This is a genomic window from Ruegeria sp. YTSC106 (assembly GCF_059609765.1).
In genome coordinates, this window is the sequence record NZ_JBXWMI010000007.1 from 233,757 (window position 1) to 250,554 (window position 16,798).

Below are 16,798 nucleotides of genomic sequence, written 5' to 3' on the forward strand. Positions count from 1 at the left end.
CAAGGGGTAATGGCATGAGTGGCGTACAGATGATTACAGTCGCTGAAGGGGATGGGGACCAGCGTGTAGACCGTTGGCTGCGCCGCCTGTTTCCGCATGTCAGCCAGGGCCGCATTGAAAAAATGTGCCGCAAGGGAGAATTGCGTGTTGACGGAAGCCGCGCCAAGGCCTCGACCCGACTAGAGGTAGGGCAGGTGGTTCGCGTGCCGCCCCTTCCGGATGCCGATCACAAACCGGCTGAGGTCAAGCATCGTATCTCGGATGCGGATGCCAGGATGATCCAGTCCTGCGTGATCTATCGTGACGATCACATTCTGGCCCTGAACAAGCCGCATGGCTTGCCGGTGCAAGGCGGTAGCGGGCAGACGCGACATGTTGACAGCCTGTCCGAAGCATTGCGGTTCGGCTATGACGAGAACCCTCGGCTGGTCCATAGATTGGACAAGGACACGTCAGGTGTTTTGCTGCTGGCCCGCACGCGGGAGGCCGCCAAGGGTCTGACTGCCGCCTTCCGTCATCGTGATACGCGCAAGATCTACTGGGCGCTGGTTGCCGGTGTTCCGACACCGTACCTGGGTGAGATCAAAACCGGCCTTGTCAAAGCGCCGGGTCATGGGAAGCACGGTGAGGGTGAAAAGATGATCCCCGTGCATATGAGCGAAATTGACAGCACTCCGGGCGCGAAACGCGCGCATACGCATTACGCAACCCTCTATCGGGTTGCCAGCCGCGCTGCATGGGTGGCGATGGAGCCGATCACCGGACGTACGCACCAATTGCGGGCTCATATGGCCGCAATCGGGCATCCGATCATAGGCGACGGAAAATACGGCGGTTCGGGTCAGGAAAACCTTGGCGACGGATGGGGTGCGCAACTGGGCGGGGTCATCAGCAAAAAGCTGCATTTGCACGCACGGCGGCTGTCCTTCCTGCATCCGATGACGCGGAAACCGGTGACGGTGACGGCGCCCCTGCCGGAGCATATGAAACACAGCTGGGATACGTTCGGGTGGAGCGAGGATCTGGCGGCTGACGACCCGTTTGAGGAGCTGCAATGAGCGCACCCTTGCGGCTGGTCCTGTTCGACGTCGATGGTACCCTGGTCGACAGTCAGGGCAGCATTGTTCACTCCATGACCACCAGCTTTCAGGCCGTGTCCGTGCCGGTTCCGACGCGTGAGGCGATCCTGTCCATTGTCGGCTTGTCGCTGCCGCACGCTATCGCGCGGTTGGTGCCGGAACAGCCTCTTTCGGTCCAGAACGATCTGGTCGAAGGATACAAAGAGGCTTATCACGCCCATCGGCTTGACTTGGGCGCGGCAAGTTCGCCGCTGTACCCCGGCGCAAGAGAGGCAATTGAAGCATTGTACGCCGTACCCGACGTGCTTCTTGGCGTGGCAACCGGCAAGTCGCAGCGCGGGTTGGACGCGCTGATCGAAGCGCACGGGTTGGAAGCGTATTTCGTGACCAGGCAAGTCGCGGATCACCACCCTTCAAAGCCGCATCCGTCCATGGTGCAGACCGCATTGGCGGAAACCGGGGTCGATCCGGCCTGTGCAGTGATGATCGGCGATACGAGCTATGACATGGATATGGCTGCGGCTGCCGGAGTTCGCGGCATCGGCGTAACCTGGGGCTATCATGACCGATCGGCTTTGACCGCTGCCTCTTGCACTATCGAAACCTTTGACCAGTTGCCAAATGCGCTGGCCGGGATGTGGGACTAGAACATGAGCGACTGGAAACCGAAGCGCTTTTGGAAAAACAGCACCGTAGTCGAGGCCGATGGCGGGTTTACAGTTGAGCTTGATGGACGCCGTGTCAAAACACCCGCCAAGGCAGGATTGATCCTGCCAACCCGTCCCATGGCCGAAGCGGTCGCAGCGGAATGGGACGCCCAGGAAAAAGAGGTTGATCCCGCAGAAATGCCGTTCACCCGTTCTGCAAATGCAGCGATTGACAAAGTCCGCATCCAGCACGGGGAGGTTGCCGACATGCTGGCCGACTATGGCGACTCTGATTTGTTGTGTTATCGCGCAACCCATCCGCAAGAGTTGCAGGATCGCCAGACCGCCGAATGGGACCCCGCCCTGGATTGGGCCGAGACCGCGCTGTCCGCCCGTCTGGTTCCGGTTGCCGGCGTACTGCATCAACCGCAGTCGGGAACTGCCCTGGCGACATTGCGGTCTCGGGTGCGTGGGCTGGATGCGTTCCAACTGGCCGCTTTTCACGATCTGGTCAGTTTGTCGGGGTCATTGATTCTTGGCTTTGCGGTCGCCATGAACTGGCGCAAACCGGACGAGATATGGCGCATTTCTAGGTTGGATGAAACCTGGCAGATTGAACAATGGGGCCATGACGAAGAAGCCCATGAGGTTGCCGAGGCCAAGAAAGCGGCCTTCATGCATGCCAAACGCTTCTTTGACCTATCGGTTTGATCCTTAATTCCTGATTTTTGAGCAAATCTGTAAATAGCTTGGGGCCTGATCCATCGTTTTCGATGATCCGGCTCTTGACGTTTGTTTATGAATACGCCCAAACTCAGTGCCACTAAAGGGGAGACACCTTTGGGGTAACCTATCCGGCATCCACTTGCCGGGCAGAGCCGTCTCGGACGGGGCGGAAAATCAGGAAGAGGTAAAAATGAAAAAATCCGTAATCTTGGGCGCGGCAACGATTGCCGGTCTTGCTGCTGGCGCAGCCATGGCAGGGACCGTTGACGACGTTAAAGCACGCGGCAAGCTGAATTGTGGTGTGACCACCGGTCTGGTTGGTTTTGCTGCGCCCGACGCAAATGGCGAATGGCAGGGCTTTGACGTATCGCTGTGCCGCGCTGTTGCTGCTGCCGTTCTGGGCGACGCCAACGCCGTTGAATTCGTTCCGACCACTGGTAAGACACGCTTTACCGCTCTGGCCTCGGGCGAGATCGACATGCTGGCAAGGAACACCACCTGGACCTTCAGCCGCGATGTTGACCTGAAGTTCGAATTCACCGGCGTGAACTATTATGACGGTCAGGGCTTCATGGTTCCCAAAGCGCTGGGCGTCAGCTCTGCCAAGGAACTGGACGGTGCCCGTGTCTGCATCCAGACCGGTACCACCACCGAGCTGAACCTGGCCGATTTCTTCCGTGCCAACAACATCAGCTACGAGCCGGTTCCGATCGAAACCAACGCCGAAGCGCAGCAGCAGTACCTGGCTGGTGCATGTGACGTCTACACCACCGACGCATCGGGTCTGGCTGCAACTCGCGCCACCTTCGAAGCGCCGGACGAGCACATCCTGCTGCCCGAAATCATCTCGAAAGAGCCGCTGGGCCCGCTGGTCCGTCATGGCGACCACGAGTGGGGCGACGTCGTGCGCTGGACTCTGAACGCACTGGTTTCGGCTGAAGAGCTGGGCGTGACATCGGCAAACATCGACGAACTGAGCGCCGGCACCGACAACCCGGAAATCAACCGCCTGCTGGGTACAGAAGGCACTCTGGGTGAAATGCTGGGTCTGGACGCCGACTGGGCTGCCAAAGCGATCAAAGCTGGTGGTAACTATGGTGAAATCTTCGCCAAGAACATCGGTGAAGAAACACCGATCGGTTTGGCGCGAGGCCTGAACGCACAGTGGACCGAAGGTGGTCTGCTTTACTCGCCTCCGTTCCGCTAAGACATCAATGGAAGAGGGCGCAGGGCAACCTGCGCCCTCTTCTACAATAAATTGCTGCGGGCAGATGCAGAGCGGGGAAAACCTCGCCGATATTTAACAGCTCGCAAGCCACGGGGATCCCAAAATATGTCGACTATGACTGACCCACCGAAAGCAGATTTTCGGTTGTCTATGCTCATAAACGATACCCGCTATCGCTCTCTTACATTTCAGGTGATTGCGGCCATCGTTATTGCGCTTTCGATCTGGTATCTGGGCAACAACCTGATCCAGAACCTCAGGGCCGCAGGGCTCAATATTTCCTACTCTTTCCTCGGCGATTCCGCCGGGTATGACATCAACCAGCGTCTTGTAGAATATGACAGTCAGTCATCACATGCACGCGCAGCGCTCGTAGGTTTGCTGAACACACTGCTTGTCGCCTTTCTGGCTTGTATTACAGCAACGATTTTTGGTGTGATCGCGGGTGTTCTGAGACTGTCGAACAACTGGCTCGTATCGAAGCTGATGGCGGTATATGTCGAGATCTTCCGGAACATACCGGTGCTGATCTGGATCATCATCATCTTCACGATCATGACGGCTGTGCTGCCGCCGCCAAGCGAGTTCCGTGGGGAAAACCCGACGTCATCGATGCTGTTTGGTTCTTTTGCCTTTACCAACCGGGGCATTTATTTCCCGCGTCCTGAATTCGCCAGTGGCGTGTTTGCATCGGCAGCCCTGAACTGGTTGCTGGTCATCGCCGTTCTGATCGGATCGTGGTTTGTCAGTGGCGAAGTTGAAAAACGCGCAACGAAGAAACAGGAAGAAACCGGCGAGCGTCCCGCGACGCTGTTGCCGAAACTGGCAATCTGGCTGGTGCCGTTGGTGCTGTTGATGGTCATCATGGGCCTGACCTGGGACGTCCCCGAGCTGAAGCGCTTTAACTTCAGCGGTGGACTGAATGCAGGCGGCCCGCTGATTGCGTTGTGGTTCGCCCTGTCGATCTACACCGGAGCCTTTATCGCGGAAAACGTGCGCGCGGGTATTCAGGCGATCAGCAAAGGTCAGACCGAGGCTGCCGCCGCGCTGGGCCTGCGTCAGGGACGGATCATGAAACTGGTCATCCTGCCCCAGGCATTGCGGGTTATCATCCCGCCGCTGATCTCACAGTATCTGAACATCACCAAGAACTCGTCTCTTGCGATTGCTGTTGGCTATGCGGATATCACCGCGACACTGGGTGGTATCACCCTGAACCAGACCGGTCGAGCGATCGAATGCGTTCTGCTGCTGATGTTGTTCTATCTCACAGCTTCACTGCTGATTTCGACGGGGATGAACATCTACAACGCTTCCGTCAAGCTGAAGGAGCGCTGAGCCATGAGTGATCAAGCAACAAACCCGATCGCCTTCGTGGCCGAAGGCACAATCCCGCCCTCTCCGCCGCCGGCGAATGAGACGGGTGTCATCAAATGGCTGCGTGAGAACCTGTTTTCAGGGGTCGCCAACTCAATCCTGACGGTGCTGTCACTGATCCTGATCTACATTCTTCTCAAGAATACCCTGCCATGGATTCTCAACGGAGTGTGGAATGCCAACTCGCTGGCAGAGTGCCGCGAGATTCTGGGGGATAAGACCGGAGCCTGTTTCGCGGTTCTGACGGAACGCTGGCCTCAGCTGATCTATGGGTTCAAGTACCCCACCGATGCTTTTTGGCGCCCGAATCTGGCCTTTGTGCTGATGCTGGTGGCCATTGCCCCGGTGCTGTTCTTTGACCTGCCCCGCAAGATGCTGTTGTTCACTGCGGTCTATCCCTTCCTGGCGTTCTGGTTGATCTGGGGTGGCACGATCCTTGTTCCTCTGGTTGCACTTGTCGGCTGCGTTGCTGCTGGTGGCGTTTTCCAGAAGCTGGGCAACAACAGCTTTGCTGCCGGGTTCTTCGGAGCAATCGTGACCGCCCTGGTCATCTGGAAAGTCGGTGGAGCCCTGATCCCGGAAGGTGCATCAGATAATGCGTGGCTGACGGCCGTTCCCAGCCGTGATCTGGGTGGTTTCATGCTGAACATGATGCTGGGCGTGACCTGTGTTTCGCTGTCGGTGCCACTCGGGATCGCACTGGCCCTGGGGCGACAGTCGAACATGCCGCTGATCAAGTGGGTCTGCGTCATCTTTATCGAATTCATCCGCGGCGTGCCTTTGATCACGCTGCTGTTCGTGGCTTCGGTGATGCTGGCGTATTTCTTCCCGCCTGACAGCACGGTCGACCTGTTCCTGCGCGTCGTGATCATGATCACCATGTTCTCATCCGCCTATATCGCCGAGGTGATCCGCGGCGGTCTGGCAGCGCTTCCACGGGGGCAGTACGAGGCGGCAGATAGCCTTGGGCTGGATTACCCGCAGGCAATGCGGCTTATCATCCTGCCGCAGGCCCTGAAGATCTCGATCCCCGGGATCGTGAACGTGGCCGTGGGCCTGTTCAAGGATACGACACTGGTTTCGGTCATCTCGATGTTCGATCTTGTGGGCATGATCCGGGGTCCCATCCTGGCGTCGACCGAATGGAACGGCGTTTACTGGGAACTTCTGGGCTTTGCTGCGCTTCTGTTCTTCGTCGTCTGCTACGGCATCTCTCAATATTCACAGTGGCTCGAGCGTCGCCTTGCCACCGATCATCGTTAAGGAGTTCAACGCATGTCTGAACTTGCAATTGACCGCGAAATCGACCGCTCCAAGATGCAGGTGAGCGACGAAATCGCCATCGACATCAACCAAATGAACAAGTGGTACGGGTCCTTCCACGTGCTTCGCGACATCAATCTGACCGTCAATCAGGGCGAGCGGATCGTGATCGCGGGCCCGTCGGGCTCGGGCAAATCCACCCTGATCCGCTGCCTGAACGCGCTGGAGGAACACCAGCAAGGCACCATTGTGGTGGACGGAATCGAGCTGTCGAATGATCTGAAGAACATCGACAAGATCCGGTCCGAGGTTGGCATGGTGTTCCAGCACTTCAACCTGTTCCCGCACCTGACCATTCTGGAAAACTGCACGCTGGCCCCGATCTGGGTGCGCAAGACGCCCAAGAAAGAGGCCGAAGAGCGCGCCATGCACTTCCTGGAAAAGGTGAAAATTCCCGAACAGGCCGACAAGTTTCCCGGTCAGCTTTCGGGTGGTCAGCAGCAGCGTGTGGCGATTGCCCGAAGCCTGTGCATGATGCCGCGTATCATGTTGTTCGATGAACCGACATCGGCGCTGGACCCCGAGATGATCAAAGAGGTGCTCGACACCATGATCGAACTGGCCGAAGAAGGCATGACCATGCTGTGTGTAACCCACGAGATGGGTTTTGCCCGCCAGGTCGCCAACCGCGTGATCTTTATGGATGCCGGTCAGATCGTGGAGCAGAACGAACCCGAAGAGTTCTTCAACAACCCGAAAAGCGAGCGGACCAAACTCTTCCTGAGCCAGATTCTGGGTCATTGATCCACACAAGGACTGAAAGAGCGAAGGCGGGGTATTGCCCCGCCTTTTTCTATTCGATCAAGTCGCGTGGGATGGTGAACCCCAGCACTGTCCCGGTGCGCCATTTGACTTCGGCCCAGCTGTTTTCGTCGAATGCCATAACAATTGTTGCACAGGTTGGATAATCGAAAAAGCGTATGTGATCAGGCGGTTGTCGCACCAGACGGTCGGCGAAATCGGCAATCCCGGGATTGTGGCCCAGCATCAACACAGTCGGTTCCGTAGCGCCCGAAAGCTCTCGCAACATGACCTCTGAATCAGCGTGGTAGAGCGCGCTGTGAAAACAGATTTTATCGGCCTGCAAGCCCATCCGATCCCATGTCTCACGGGTACGGGTTGACGTCGAGCACAAGATTTCATCCGGGAGCCAGCCGTTTTGCCGCAACCAAGCAGCGATGGCCGGGGCAGACTTTCGTCCACGTTTGTTAAGAGGGCGTTCATGATCACCAAGACCCGGGTTATCCCAGCTGGACTTCGCATGACGTGTCAGGATCAGAGTTCGGATCATGACGGATGAAAGGCTCTCATATGATGGGCCGATTGTTCGGGGTCGCGCCCTGCGCCTGTACTGAGGGGGCACGCAAGGCGGGCCAGACACCCACCAGACATGCAGGTCTGACCTTCAGAAGTGTCAAGATGGTCGTGGCAGCCACCGATGTTGTAGAAGTCCTGCGCGTTCAGGGCGCTGACCGGACAGGTCCTCGTGCAAGGCGCGGCGCAGGTTTCGCAAGGCGATACCCCGGAGGGGTCTGGGATGGCGAATTCTTCGGCAAAATGCAGTGCGCCCCGATAGGAAATCATCATGCCAACGGTATCATGCACCAGTGCGCCGACCGGGCTGCTGAACGTACGTCCTGATTTGAGCGCCCAGTTGATAAATGGGGTGTACGGGGGGCCGCCAAACGGAAAATACGCCTGGGCGCCGAGCGCCTCGGCCATCTGACTGACCACCCTTTTCGACCATTGGTCTACGGGGTCGGGCCGGTGCCATTCTGGTGAGGCTTTCAGTACGGGCCAGAAGTCTGCGCCGGCCCCCAACAGGATCAGGGTTCCGGCGTCCAGTTGTTTGGCTGCAACGTGGCGAGGATGCAGCGCGCCCATGACCATCAACCCTGCATGGCTGGCGGCGTTTTCAACCTGTTCATAAGGCGTAACGTCAGGATCAGAGGAAGGCTGTGCAAGATGTGTCATGTCTCCTCCTCTCGTGCGGGGATCAGTCCGGACGTATCAGTGACCCGGCCCCATGTTCCGTGAACAGCTCCAGCAGCACGGCATTCGGTGCACGCCCGTCCAATATGACAACCGCCCGCACGCCGCTGTGTAGGGCGTCCAGCGCGGTTTCTGTCTTTGGTATCATACCGCCTGCAATAGTGCCTTCGCGGGTCATTTCCCTTATCTGACCGGCCTTCAGTTCGGTCACAACGTCACCCGCAGCGTTCTTAACACCTGAAACATCCGTCAGCAGCAACAGACGGTCTGCCTTGAGAGCTGAGGCAATCGCCCCGGCTGCCGTGTCACCATTTACGTTGAATGTCTCGCCGTCGCGACCCGCACCAAGCGGCGCAATGACCGGGATTACGTCATGGGAAAACAGATCATGCAGGATCTTCGGATTCATCTCGGCAGGAGTGCCGACAAAGCCCAGCGACGCATCTGTCTGATCGCAGACCATCAGGCTTGCGTCCTTGCCAGACAAGCCCACGGCCGACCCCCCCTGATCATTGATCGCCTGTACGATGCGTTTGTTCACGAGGCCGGACAGAACCATTTCGACCACTTCAACCGTGGCCTTGTCGGTCACACGTTTGCCGTTTACGAAATCGGATTGAATGTCCAGCTTGCCCAGCATTGCATTGATCATCGGACCACCGCCGTGGACGACCACCGGGTTCACACCGACCTGGCGCATCAAAACCACGTCCCGGGCAAAGCTTTCCATCGCCTCGTCGCTGCCCATGGCGTGACCGCCAAGTTTGATGACGACGATGGCTCCATCATAGCGCTGCAGATAGGGCAGGGCGCTATTGAGTGTGGCTGCGGTGGCGATCCAGTCCCGGTTCATATCTCGTGTCTTCATTGCTAAAGTCCTTCTGGAAAACCGTGTTAGGACCTTTACCGCACGCTGCCAAGGGCGAAGCTATTCCAGATGCGCAATGATGGACCGCAGGGTCGCGATGCCATCGCCCTTCTCGGAAGACGTAAGCACAATTTCCGGAAAGGCTGCGGGATGTTTGGACAACGCGGCCCGGGTTTGTTCCAGCACCTTCTCGCGCTCGTTGGCTTTGACCTTGTCTGCCTTGGTCAGCACGCATTGAAACGTCACGGCGCTGGTGTCCAGCAGCTTCATGATTTCGTCATCGACCGGTTTTACACCGTGGCGTGAGTCAATCAGGACAAAGGCACGGCGCAGCGTCTGGCGCCCGCTGAGATATTGTTTCAGCAGCTTCTGCCACTTCTCGACCACTTTCACCGGCGCATTTGCATAACCATAGCCCGGCAGGTCCACGAGATAGAGTTCCGGGCCTTGGGTGAAAAAGTTTATCTCTTGCGTGCGACCGGGTGTGTTGGATGCGCGGGCCAGACCCTTCGTGCCGGTCAAGGCATTGATCAGGCTGGACTTGCCCACGTTCGAGCGCCCTGCAAAACAGACTTCCAGCCGGTCATGGGCAGGCAGACCGTTCATGGCGACAACGCCTTTGACGAACTCGGAAGGGCCTGCAAACAGTTTGCGGCCTTGTTCCATGGCGAATTCATCAGGGTCTTCGACCAGAGGGAAGGGTAGTGTGGTCATAGCACCTGCACCTCATCGTTGACGCGGATTTCGCCGCCTTTGATGACCTCGGCGTAAACGCCGAAATCCTGATGATCCCAGCTGTTCAGGGCGCGCAGCGTGTCCGCGTCCCGCTCGCCGGTTTCGGGATTGGCGGTGGTGGCCATACAACGCGTGATCCGCTCGCGTACGCGAAGCACGGCCTCGCCAATGCGAACGTCACGGCCCAGCCAGTCAAACTCATCCCACAACGGCAGACCTTCGAACCAGATATTGCCGCGCCACCGATCAATGGACAGAGTCTGGTCCAGTTTCTGTTCGACTGCGCGGTGCGATGCCATGTTGCACAGGCTGATCGACGGGAAATCGCTGTCGGTCATGCCGCGCCCGGGAACCCGAACGATCCGGGCAGATGCTGCACGATCCGCAGGCATAAGCGGCTTAACCCAATCCAGAAAGACTTCTTGCTCCGTATCAGGTTCAAAAGTCAATTCCGGTCGCTGCGGGTGGCGCAATGTGACCCGGTCGCCCAGCAATTCGGCCGAAATGGCCATCAGCTGCGGCGCTTTCGAACAGCGGCTGAAATTGAAACAGGGGGCCCAGTTCGAACCATCGGTTTTGGCCGCCTCATGAGCGACCGCCCAAACGCGATCCCCGGGCATGGTTTGCCTGGGGATGACTGTGACTTGGCTCAGGGCTTCACGCCCGTGGCTTTTGATCGGGTGGCGCCAAAGGCCTGAAACCATTCCGCTCATTTGTTGTCCGTATTTGGCGTCCGCTTGAAACCGGACTTGATGTTTGCGAACACATCCGGTTTGTAGCCTTGGCTGCGCATGATCAGATATTGCTGCGTGAACGTGATCGTGTTGTTCGCAATCCAGTATACGACCAGGCCACTTGCGAAACTACCCAGCATGAACATGAAGACCCAAGGCATCCAGGCAAAGATCATTGCCTGCGTTGGGTCAGTTGGTGCCGGGTTCAGCTTCTGCTGCAGCCACATCGAGATACCCAGCAGCAGCGGCAGAATACCGATGAAGACCAACGCCATCAGGGTGTCAGGCTGCGGGCCGGCCCAAGGCAGCCAGCCGAAGAAATTCATGATCGATGTCGGATCCGGCGCGCTCAGGTCCTGGAACGGGCCGAACCATGGGGCCTGACGCAGTTCGATCGTCACGAAAATAACCTTGTACAACGAGAAGAAGATTGGAATCTGCAACAGAATTGGCAAACAACCCGCGGCAGGGTTTACCTTTTCCTTTTTGTACAGCTCCATCATGCCCTGCTGCATCTTCTGACGGTCGTCGCCTGCGGCCTCTTTCAGGGCTTCCATCTGCGGCTGCAATTCCTTCATCTTCGCCATCGAGACGTAGGACTTGAAGGCCAGCGGGAACAGGATTGCCTTGATGATCAGCGTCAGGCCGATGATCGACCAGCCCATGTTTCCGATCAGGGCGTTGATGTTGTGCAGCAGCCAGAAGATCGGCTTGGTCAGGAAGTAGAACCACCCCCAGTCGATGCTGTCGATGAACTTCTGAACACCTTCTGCCTGATACTCTCGGATGGTTTCCCATTCCTTGGCACCGGCGAACAGTCTGGTCGTGACCTCTTCCGTGGCGCCGGGCGCGACTGTAAGGGTCGGCAGTACTGTTTCTGTCTGGTAAATCTTGCGACGTGAGTCGTACTTGGCAGCGGCCTTGAAAGCAGCGCCCTCGGCCGGGATCAGGGTGGTCATCCAGTAGTGATCAGTGAACCCGACCCAGCCGCCTTCTTTAACCTGATAGACCTCTGCCTGCGCGCGTTCATCGGGATCGATATCGAAATCGCGCACATCGCCGTAGTCGATCTCATCCAGAACGCCGTCAGCCATGACCATAACGCCTTCATGAAGAATGAAGAAATTCTTCAGGCCCGGCAGGTCACCGTCTTCGCCGATACCGTGGCGTGCGAGGATACCGTATGGGGCCATGCCGACCTCGGCGTCTGTGGCGTTTTCGACCGACTGAGTGACAGAGAACATGTAGTTTTCATCCACGGCAATGGTGCGGCGGAAGGTGAGGCCGTTCCCATTATCCCAGGCCAGAGTAATCGGTGCGTCAACACCCAGAGTTTCGCCCTGCTCAAGCGTCCAAAGGGTGTTCGGGCCGGGAACGTCCGTGGCCGACAAGCCTGCGCCGGGGGCCCAGCCATAAAGGGCATAATATGCGGATTCACTTCCAACCGGGGACAGAAGCTCGACGATCGGAGAATCCTCGGCCAGTGAAACCTTGTAGTCTTTCAGCGACAGCTCATCAATTCGGCCACCGGCAAGCGACAGGCTACCAGTCAGACGGGGCGTGTCAATGCTGACCCGGGGCGCCTCGGCTTCGGGTTCGGCTTCGGTGGCGGTCGCAGTAGCTTCGCCGACGGTGCCGGTATCGGCGGCGCTGGGCGCCTGAACCTCATTCCCTTCGATGCTGGCGATTTCAGCCTGCTCCGTGGTTGGTGTGGGTTCCGGAGGAGGGAACAGCACGAACCAGACCAGGATCACGAGAAAGCTGAGCGCGGTTGCGAGGATGAGATTCTTGTTCTGATCGTCCATCTGGGACAGCCACCTTGAGCAGTGAAAGACACCCGCAGGGTTCAACAGAGTGCAGGCCCAAAGGTCAAGCGGAATCGCTCGTCATTTCGTCACGGATCGGTCTTCTGTGGCGCAGTTTTCGGTTCTTTAGCCCGTTTGCCGTCCGATTTTGGGCATTCCGTCTATCTTGTTGCGATGAGATGTGATCCAGTCCTTAGTTTTTTCAAAAGGCATGGCCTTGCCGATACCGAACCCCTGAACATGGTCACATCCCAATTGCGCCATCAAGGCATGTTCCCCTGGCGTCTCGACACCTTCTGCGAGTGTTTCCAGATTCAACCGTTCTGCCATGGTCAGAATTGCGCTGGCCAGCTGCTGCTGGCTTGGGTCCTGGTCGGCCTTTGTCACAAAAGAGCGGTCGATTTTTATCCGGGACACATTGAACCGCTTGATTGACGCGATCGAGGCATGCCCTGTGCCAAAATCATCCAGATCAATGCAACACCCCATCGCGGCCAGGCCCGTGACATTGCGGGTGATTATGTCATCCGGCCGTCTGGAAAACACGGTCTCCAACACCTCGACCGCCAATCTGCCCGGCGTCAGATCGAATTGATCCAGTTCCCATTTCAGGCGGTCGATCAATCCCGGGTCGCGCAACTCGTCCGACGAGAAGTTGATACCGATGCGCGGCACAATCAGACCGGCGCGATCCCAGTCGCGCATTGCGGAAAAGGCGTGATGCCGCATCGCCTGTCCCAGTTTACCCATCAACTCGGCCTGTTCAGCAAAGGGTAGAAAGACATTGGGACCCAACACGCCCTTTGTCGGATGTTCCCAGCGGGCCAGCGCCTCAAACCCGGACACGCGCCCGGTATCTGTCGAGATCTGAGGTTGAAACCATGGACGAATTTCACCACTTTCCAACGCAGCGTCAAATTCCCTGCGCAGATTGGTTCTGACCTGAGCTCTGCGACGTGTTTCGGACGAAAAAGCACGAATCGTCGAGGGCCCGTTTTGCTGTGCCTCCTGCAGCGCGTTGTTTGCAGCGTCGCACCAGTCTGTCGCAGAACCGTCGGGGGCATTGCTGCTGAGGCAGAAACCAATGGAGCAGGACATGTAAACTCCGGTGCCGTTCAACATGATCGGGTCTTCGACTGCGGATTGCATTCGTCCCGACATCTGAATGCAGGTTTCCAGATCAAGCTGTTGTGCAGGGTGCAGAACAACCAGCATCTTGTTTCCATCGACCCGGGTTGCGGAGTCATTGGCGCGGATCATAGACATGATACGAGAGCAGAATTGCTGCGCTACGTGGTTTGCTGCTGCCTGGCCATGTAGATCAAGCATTTGCACATAGTCGTCCAGGATAACAGCGAAACAGGCCGAAGTTTCACCCCTGCGGCGGCTATCCGAAAGTACCTCTGCCAGAACGGTTCCGAACCGGTCTTTCGGCAGCAGACCACCCTGTTGTCGTTTCCTCTTTGCCGGGTTGGGTGCAATTGCCCCAATGCCGGCAAGTATCAAAGGCAAACCCAGTGTCACTGCGATCAAAGCGCGTTCACCGCCGAGCCAGAATGCACCCAGGCTCATTGCCGGAACAAAAGCAAGAACGGCAGGGCCGTATGCCACGTTTCTCAAAGATTCAAAAAACGGTCGACAGAAGGATGATTCCGCATCGGGTCCTGGCCTTGGGCATGGATTGTATGCCGAGCCTAGGAAACCAGTCTGAGTCAGTCGTTAACGCAGAAGCGGCATTTCTTCCAAATTTTCTGTTTTTTCGTCAGAGTTTACGGAAAGGTTAATAAAATCAAAGAGTTTCGCATCCAGAAGGTGTGACGGGCGCGCATTGGTTAACGCGCGGAACATAACCTGACGCCGACCTGGGCTGTTCTTTTCCCACTGATCGAGAATTTGTTTGACCTGCTGCCGTTGCAACCCGTCCTGACTGCCGCACAAATCGCAGGGGATGATCGGATACTGCATGGCCTTGGCAAATTTCGCGCAATCGGCTTCGGCGACGTGGGCAAGCGGGCGGAAGACAAAAAGATCGCCCTCTTCATTCACCAGTTTCGGCGGCATGGTGGCCAGACGGCCTCCGTGGAAGAGGTTCATGAAAAACGTCTCGAGAATATCGTCGCGGTGGTGCCCCAGCACAACGGTGGAACAGCCTTCTTCCCGGGCAATGCGATACAGGTTGCCGCGGCGCAGTCGCGAACACAGGGCGCAATAGGTTCGGCCCTGCGGAACCTTGTCCATCACAACAGAGTAAGTGTCCTGATACTCGATCCTGTGTGGCACGCCCATGCGGTTCAGAAACTCTGGCAGGACCGTGGCCGGAAATCCGGGTTGCCCCTGATCCAGATTGCAAGCCAGAAGATCGACAGGCAGCAATCCGCGCCATTTGAGTTCGTAGAGGACGGCCAGCAGCGTATAACTGTCCTTGCCGCCCGAAAGGCAGACAAGCCAGCGTGGCGGTTTGCCGTCCTTGTCGTGGGCGGACGGGTCCACCATCCCGTATTGCTCGATCGCTTCGCGGGTTTGGCGTAAGATGCGTTTGCGCAGTTTCTTGAACTCGGTGGTCGAGGGCGCGCCAGCAAAGAGCGGGTGGATATCATCTGCATCATCAAACATGCGCTGCCCCTACAGCAGATGGCGCAACCGGGCAAGTGGCGGGTCAGCCAAGCCGCGCCAGCAGGGCGTCGGTATCCAACCCGGCTACTGATCCGGGAATGCGGCCGCTATCACCGGAAAGACGTGTGGCAATAAAACCGTCAGCCACCGCCCCGGGCGCATGGCGCAGCAGTTGCGAGGCTGTCAGCAGCAGTGCCGTGCGTTCAGTGTACCAACGCGCTTCGGCCTCAGGCGGCAGACCGGGCCAGCGGTTGCGATGCGCGGTCAGTGCTGCGTCATAATTTTTGTCTGCGCCTGTCACCGTATCCAACTCGGCCTCCAAAACCTCGGCAGCCAGCGGCTCACGTACCAGAGTGCGCAGGATATCGAGGCAGATCACATTGCCTGACCCCTCCCAGATGCTGTTCAGGGGCGCTTCGCGGTAGATCAGGGGCAAGGGTGTGTCTTCGACATAACCCATGCCGCCCAGTACTTCCATCGCTTCGATGACGACGACCGGGCAGCGTTTATTGTTCAGGAACTTGGCCAATGCGACACCGATCCGGGCGAAGGCCTTGGCTTCGGGCGTTTGACCGTCAAATGACTGCGCGACACGCATTCCCAAGGTCAATGCGCCTTCCCAGTCCAGAACAAGGTCGGACAGGACCGCTTGCATCAGCGGTTGATCGATCAATCGGCGCTGAAACGCGCTGCGATGGGTCACCCAATGATGCGCCTCGCTGAGCGCGGCACGCATCAGCCCGGCCGGCGCCATGGCTGTATCGAGCCGCGTGTGATGCACCATTTCCAGTATGGTGCGCACACCCGCTCCTTCTTCCCCCAACTGAAAGGCCAGCGCGTCATGATACTCGATTTCCGAGGATGCGTTGGATTTGTTGCCCAGCTTGTCTTTCAGACGCATCAGGTGGATTGCATTGCGCTCGCCCTCGAGCCAGCGGGGAACCAGAAAGCAGGTCAACCCGCCGGGCGCCTGCGCCAGCGTCAGGAACCCATCCGACATTGGCGCAGAGCAGAACCACTTGTGCCCACGCAGGCACCAGTGATCCCCGTCGCGGGTCGCAACGGTCGTATTGGCACGTATATCCGAGCCACCCTGTTTCTCGGTCATGGCCATCCCCAGCGTCGCGCTGATCTTTTGACCGATCGGTTCCTCCGAAGGATCATAGTGCCGGGCCAAGAGTTTTGGCTGCCAGATTGAGGCAATGTGTTCATTGGCAGCGAGTGCAGGGATTGCTGCATAGGTCATGGTCATCGGGCAGCAATGCCCGGGTTCGACCTGTCCTGCCAAATAGACCATCGCCGCATGGGTCGCATGTCCGCCGGGCTGTCCATCCCAGGCCAGTGCGGCATAGCCCGCCGATTGGCTGATCTGCATCATCTGATGATAGGCCGGATGAAACCGCACCTCGTCCAGACGTCTGCCACCCGGGTCGAACAGACGCAGCTCTGGTGGATGCCGGTTGGCGTCCCGTCCCAGTTCCTGCGTTTCTTCGGTTCCGAGCGTCTTACCATATGCCGCCAGATCCAAAGCGCGCGCGCCCGCTGTTCTTGCTGCGTCCTGCAGGACCGGATCGGACAGCCAAAGATCGGTGTCGCCGCGCACGGGCGGTTGGTTCAGGACATCGTGGGTCGGCAGGGTGTCGCGCGCTGGGGATTTCATCGGGACCTCGG

At 58.0% G+C, this 16,798-nt stretch carries 16 protein-coding genes; 7 read left to right on the forward strand and 9 right to left on the reverse strand.

The features are described 5' to 3' along the window. Positions 1–14: 14 nt before the first annotated feature. The 7 genes from AC2FEB_RS12195 (at position 15) to AC2FEB_RS12225 (ending at position 7,124) form a co-directional block, all read left to right on the forward strand. Positions 15–1,058: an RluA family pseudouridine synthase gene (locus AC2FEB_RS12195; protein WP_496672186.1), complete on the forward strand. Its 1,044-nt coding sequence runs from the start codon at positions 15–17 to the stop codon at positions 1,056–1,058. Next, a complete protein-coding gene (locus tag AC2FEB_RS12200; RefSeq protein WP_496672183.1) occupies positions 1,055–1,726 on the forward strand; it encodes an HAD-IA family hydrolase in 672 nt (223 codons plus the stop codon). The genes AC2FEB_RS12195 and AC2FEB_RS12200 overlap by 4 nt, the downstream gene beginning before the upstream one ends. Positions 1,727–1,729: 3 nt before the next feature. Further along, on the forward strand, positions 1,730–2,437 hold the full coding sequence (locus AC2FEB_RS12205; protein WP_496672180.1) for an ATP12 family chaperone protein: 708 nt from the start codon (positions 1,730–1,732) through the stop codon (positions 2,435–2,437). Positions 2,438–2,642: 205 nt separating this feature from the next. Then, positions 2,643–3,659 carry an amino acid ABC transporter substrate-binding protein gene (locus AC2FEB_RS12210; protein WP_117870166.1) on the forward strand — a complete coding sequence of 339 codons (1,017 nt, stop codon included), beginning with the start codon at positions 2,643–2,645 and terminating at the stop codon, positions 3,657–3,659. 126 nt (positions 3,660–3,785) lie between these two features. Beyond that, the gene (locus AC2FEB_RS12215) at positions 3,786–5,018 is read left to right on the forward strand and encodes an amino acid ABC transporter permease (RefSeq protein ID WP_117870164.1); all 1,233 of its coding nucleotides are present in this window, start codon (positions 3,786–3,788) and stop codon (positions 5,016–5,018) included. 3 nt (positions 5,019–5,021) lie between these two features. Further along, positions 5,022–6,320 (forward strand): amino acid ABC transporter permease, encoded by a 1,299-nt coding sequence (locus AC2FEB_RS12220; RefSeq protein ID WP_117870162.1) that lies wholly within the window; start codon positions 5,022–5,024, stop codon positions 6,318–6,320. 12 nt (positions 6,321–6,332) lie between these two features. After that, on the forward strand, positions 6,333–7,124 hold the full coding sequence (locus AC2FEB_RS12225; protein ID WP_117870160.1) for an amino acid ABC transporter ATP-binding protein: 792 nt from the start codon (positions 6,333–6,335) through the stop codon (positions 7,122–7,124). 49 nt (positions 7,125–7,173) lie between these two features. On the opposite strand, the gene AC2FEB_RS12230 is transcribed toward AC2FEB_RS12225, so the two are convergent. The 9 genes from AC2FEB_RS12230 to AC2FEB_RS12270 form a co-directional block, all read right to left on the reverse strand. After that, complete coding sequence (locus tag AC2FEB_RS12230) at positions 7,174–7,671, reverse strand: SixA phosphatase family protein (RefSeq protein ID WP_496672175.1); 498 nt, start codon at positions 7,669–7,671, stop codon at positions 7,174–7,176. After that, positions 7,668–8,354 carry a ferredoxin gene (locus tag AC2FEB_RS12235; RefSeq protein WP_496672172.1) on the reverse strand — a complete coding sequence of 229 codons (687 nt, stop codon included), beginning with the start codon at positions 8,352–8,354 and terminating at the stop codon, positions 7,668–7,670. The genes AC2FEB_RS12230 and AC2FEB_RS12235 overlap by 4 nt, the downstream gene beginning before the upstream one ends. 22 nt (positions 8,355–8,376) lie before the next feature. Further along, positions 8,377–9,240: an acetylglutamate kinase gene (gene argB / locus AC2FEB_RS12240; protein WP_117870155.1), complete on the reverse strand. Its 864-nt coding sequence runs from the start codon at positions 9,238–9,240 to the stop codon at positions 8,377–8,379. 60 nt (positions 9,241–9,300) lie between these two features. After that, a complete protein-coding gene (gene yihA, locus AC2FEB_RS12245; RefSeq protein WP_496672169.1) occupies positions 9,301–9,954 on the reverse strand; it encodes a ribosome biogenesis GTP-binding protein YihA/YsxC in 654 nt (217 codons plus the stop codon). Then, entirely contained in the window at positions 9,951–10,688 is a 738-nt protein-coding gene (locus AC2FEB_RS12250) for an MOSC domain-containing protein (RefSeq protein ID WP_496672166.1), read from the reverse strand. The genes yihA and AC2FEB_RS12250 overlap by 4 nt, the downstream gene beginning before the upstream one ends. Beyond that, on the reverse strand, positions 10,685–12,514 hold the full coding sequence (gene yidC, locus AC2FEB_RS12255; protein ID WP_496672163.1) for a membrane protein insertase YidC: 1,830 nt from the start codon (positions 12,512–12,514) through the stop codon (positions 10,685–10,687). The genes AC2FEB_RS12250 and yidC overlap by 4 nt, the downstream gene beginning before the upstream one ends. Before the next feature lie 126 nt (positions 12,515–12,640). Further along, entirely contained in the window at positions 12,641–14,086 is a 1,446-nt protein-coding gene (locus AC2FEB_RS12260) for a putative bifunctional diguanylate cyclase/phosphodiesterase (RefSeq protein WP_496884078.1), read from the reverse strand. 147 nt (positions 14,087–14,233) lie between these two features. Continuing rightward, entirely contained in the window at positions 14,234–15,127 is an 894-nt protein-coding gene (gene ttcA, locus AC2FEB_RS12265) for a tRNA 2-thiocytidine(32) synthetase TtcA (protein ID WP_496672157.1), read from the reverse strand. Between the two features lie 43 nt (positions 15,128–15,170). After that, entirely contained in the window at positions 15,171–16,787 is a 1,617-nt protein-coding gene (locus tag AC2FEB_RS12270; RefSeq protein ID WP_496672154.1) for an acyl-CoA dehydrogenase family protein, read from the reverse strand. Positions 16,788–16,798: the final 11 nt, after the last annotated feature.

Excerpts from the sequence above, each read along its gene's own strand:
- AC2FEB_RS12230 (WP_496672175.1), bottom strand. The coding sequence starts at position 7,671 with ATGATCCGAACTCTGATCCTGACACGTCATGCGAAGTCCAGCTGGGAT.
- AC2FEB_RS12220 (WP_117870162.1), top strand. The coding sequence starts at position 5,022 with ATGAGTGATCAAGCAACAAACCCGATCGCCTTCGTGGCCGAAGGCACA.
- AC2FEB_RS12250 (WP_496672166.1), bottom strand. The coding sequence starts at position 10,688 with ATGAGCGGAATGGTTTCAGGCCTTTGGCGCCACCCGATCAAAAGCCAC.
- AC2FEB_RS12195 (WP_496672186.1), top strand. The coding sequence starts at position 15 with ATGAGTGGCGTACAGATGATTACAGTCGCTGAAGGGGATGGGGACCAG.
- yidC (WP_496672163.1), bottom strand. The coding sequence starts at position 12,514 with ATGGACGATCAGAACAAGAATCTCATCCTCGCAACCGCGCTCAGCTTT.
- ttcA (WP_496672157.1), bottom strand. The coding sequence starts at position 15,127 with ATGTTTGATGATGCAGATGATATCCACCCGCTCTTTGCTGGCGCGCCC.
- AC2FEB_RS12270 (WP_496672154.1), bottom strand. The coding sequence starts at position 16,787 with ATGAAATCCCCAGCGCGCGACACCCTGCCGACCCACGATGTCCTGAAC.
- argB (WP_117870155.1), bottom strand. The coding sequence starts at position 9,240 with ATGAAGACACGAGATATGAACCGGGACTGGATCGCCACCGCAGCCACA.
- AC2FEB_RS12225 (WP_117870160.1), top strand. The coding sequence starts at position 6,333 with ATGTCTGAACTTGCAATTGACCGCGAAATCGACCGCTCCAAGATGCAG.
- AC2FEB_RS12235 (WP_496672172.1), bottom strand. The coding sequence starts at position 8,354 with ATGACACATCTTGCACAGCCTTCCTCTGATCCTGACGTTACGCCTTAT.
- AC2FEB_RS12205 (WP_496672180.1), top strand. The coding sequence starts at position 1,730 with ATGAGCGACTGGAAACCGAAGCGCTTTTGGAAAAACAGCACCGTAGTC.
- yihA (WP_496672169.1), bottom strand. The coding sequence starts at position 9,954 with ATGACCACACTACCCTTCCCTCTGGTCGAAGACCCTGATGAATTCGCC.
- AC2FEB_RS12260 (WP_496884078.1), bottom strand. The coding sequence starts at position 14,086 with ATGAGCCTGGGTGCATTCTGGCTCGGCGGTGAACGCGCTTTGATCGCA.
- AC2FEB_RS12210 (WP_117870166.1), top strand. The coding sequence starts at position 2,643 with ATGAAAAAATCCGTAATCTTGGGCGCGGCAACGATTGCCGGTCTTGCT.
- AC2FEB_RS12215 (WP_117870164.1), top strand. The coding sequence starts at position 3,786 with ATGTCGACTATGACTGACCCACCGAAAGCAGATTTTCGGTTGTCTATG.
- AC2FEB_RS12200 (WP_496672183.1), top strand. The coding sequence starts at position 1,055 with ATGAGCGCACCCTTGCGGCTGGTCCTGTTCGACGTCGATGGTACCCTG.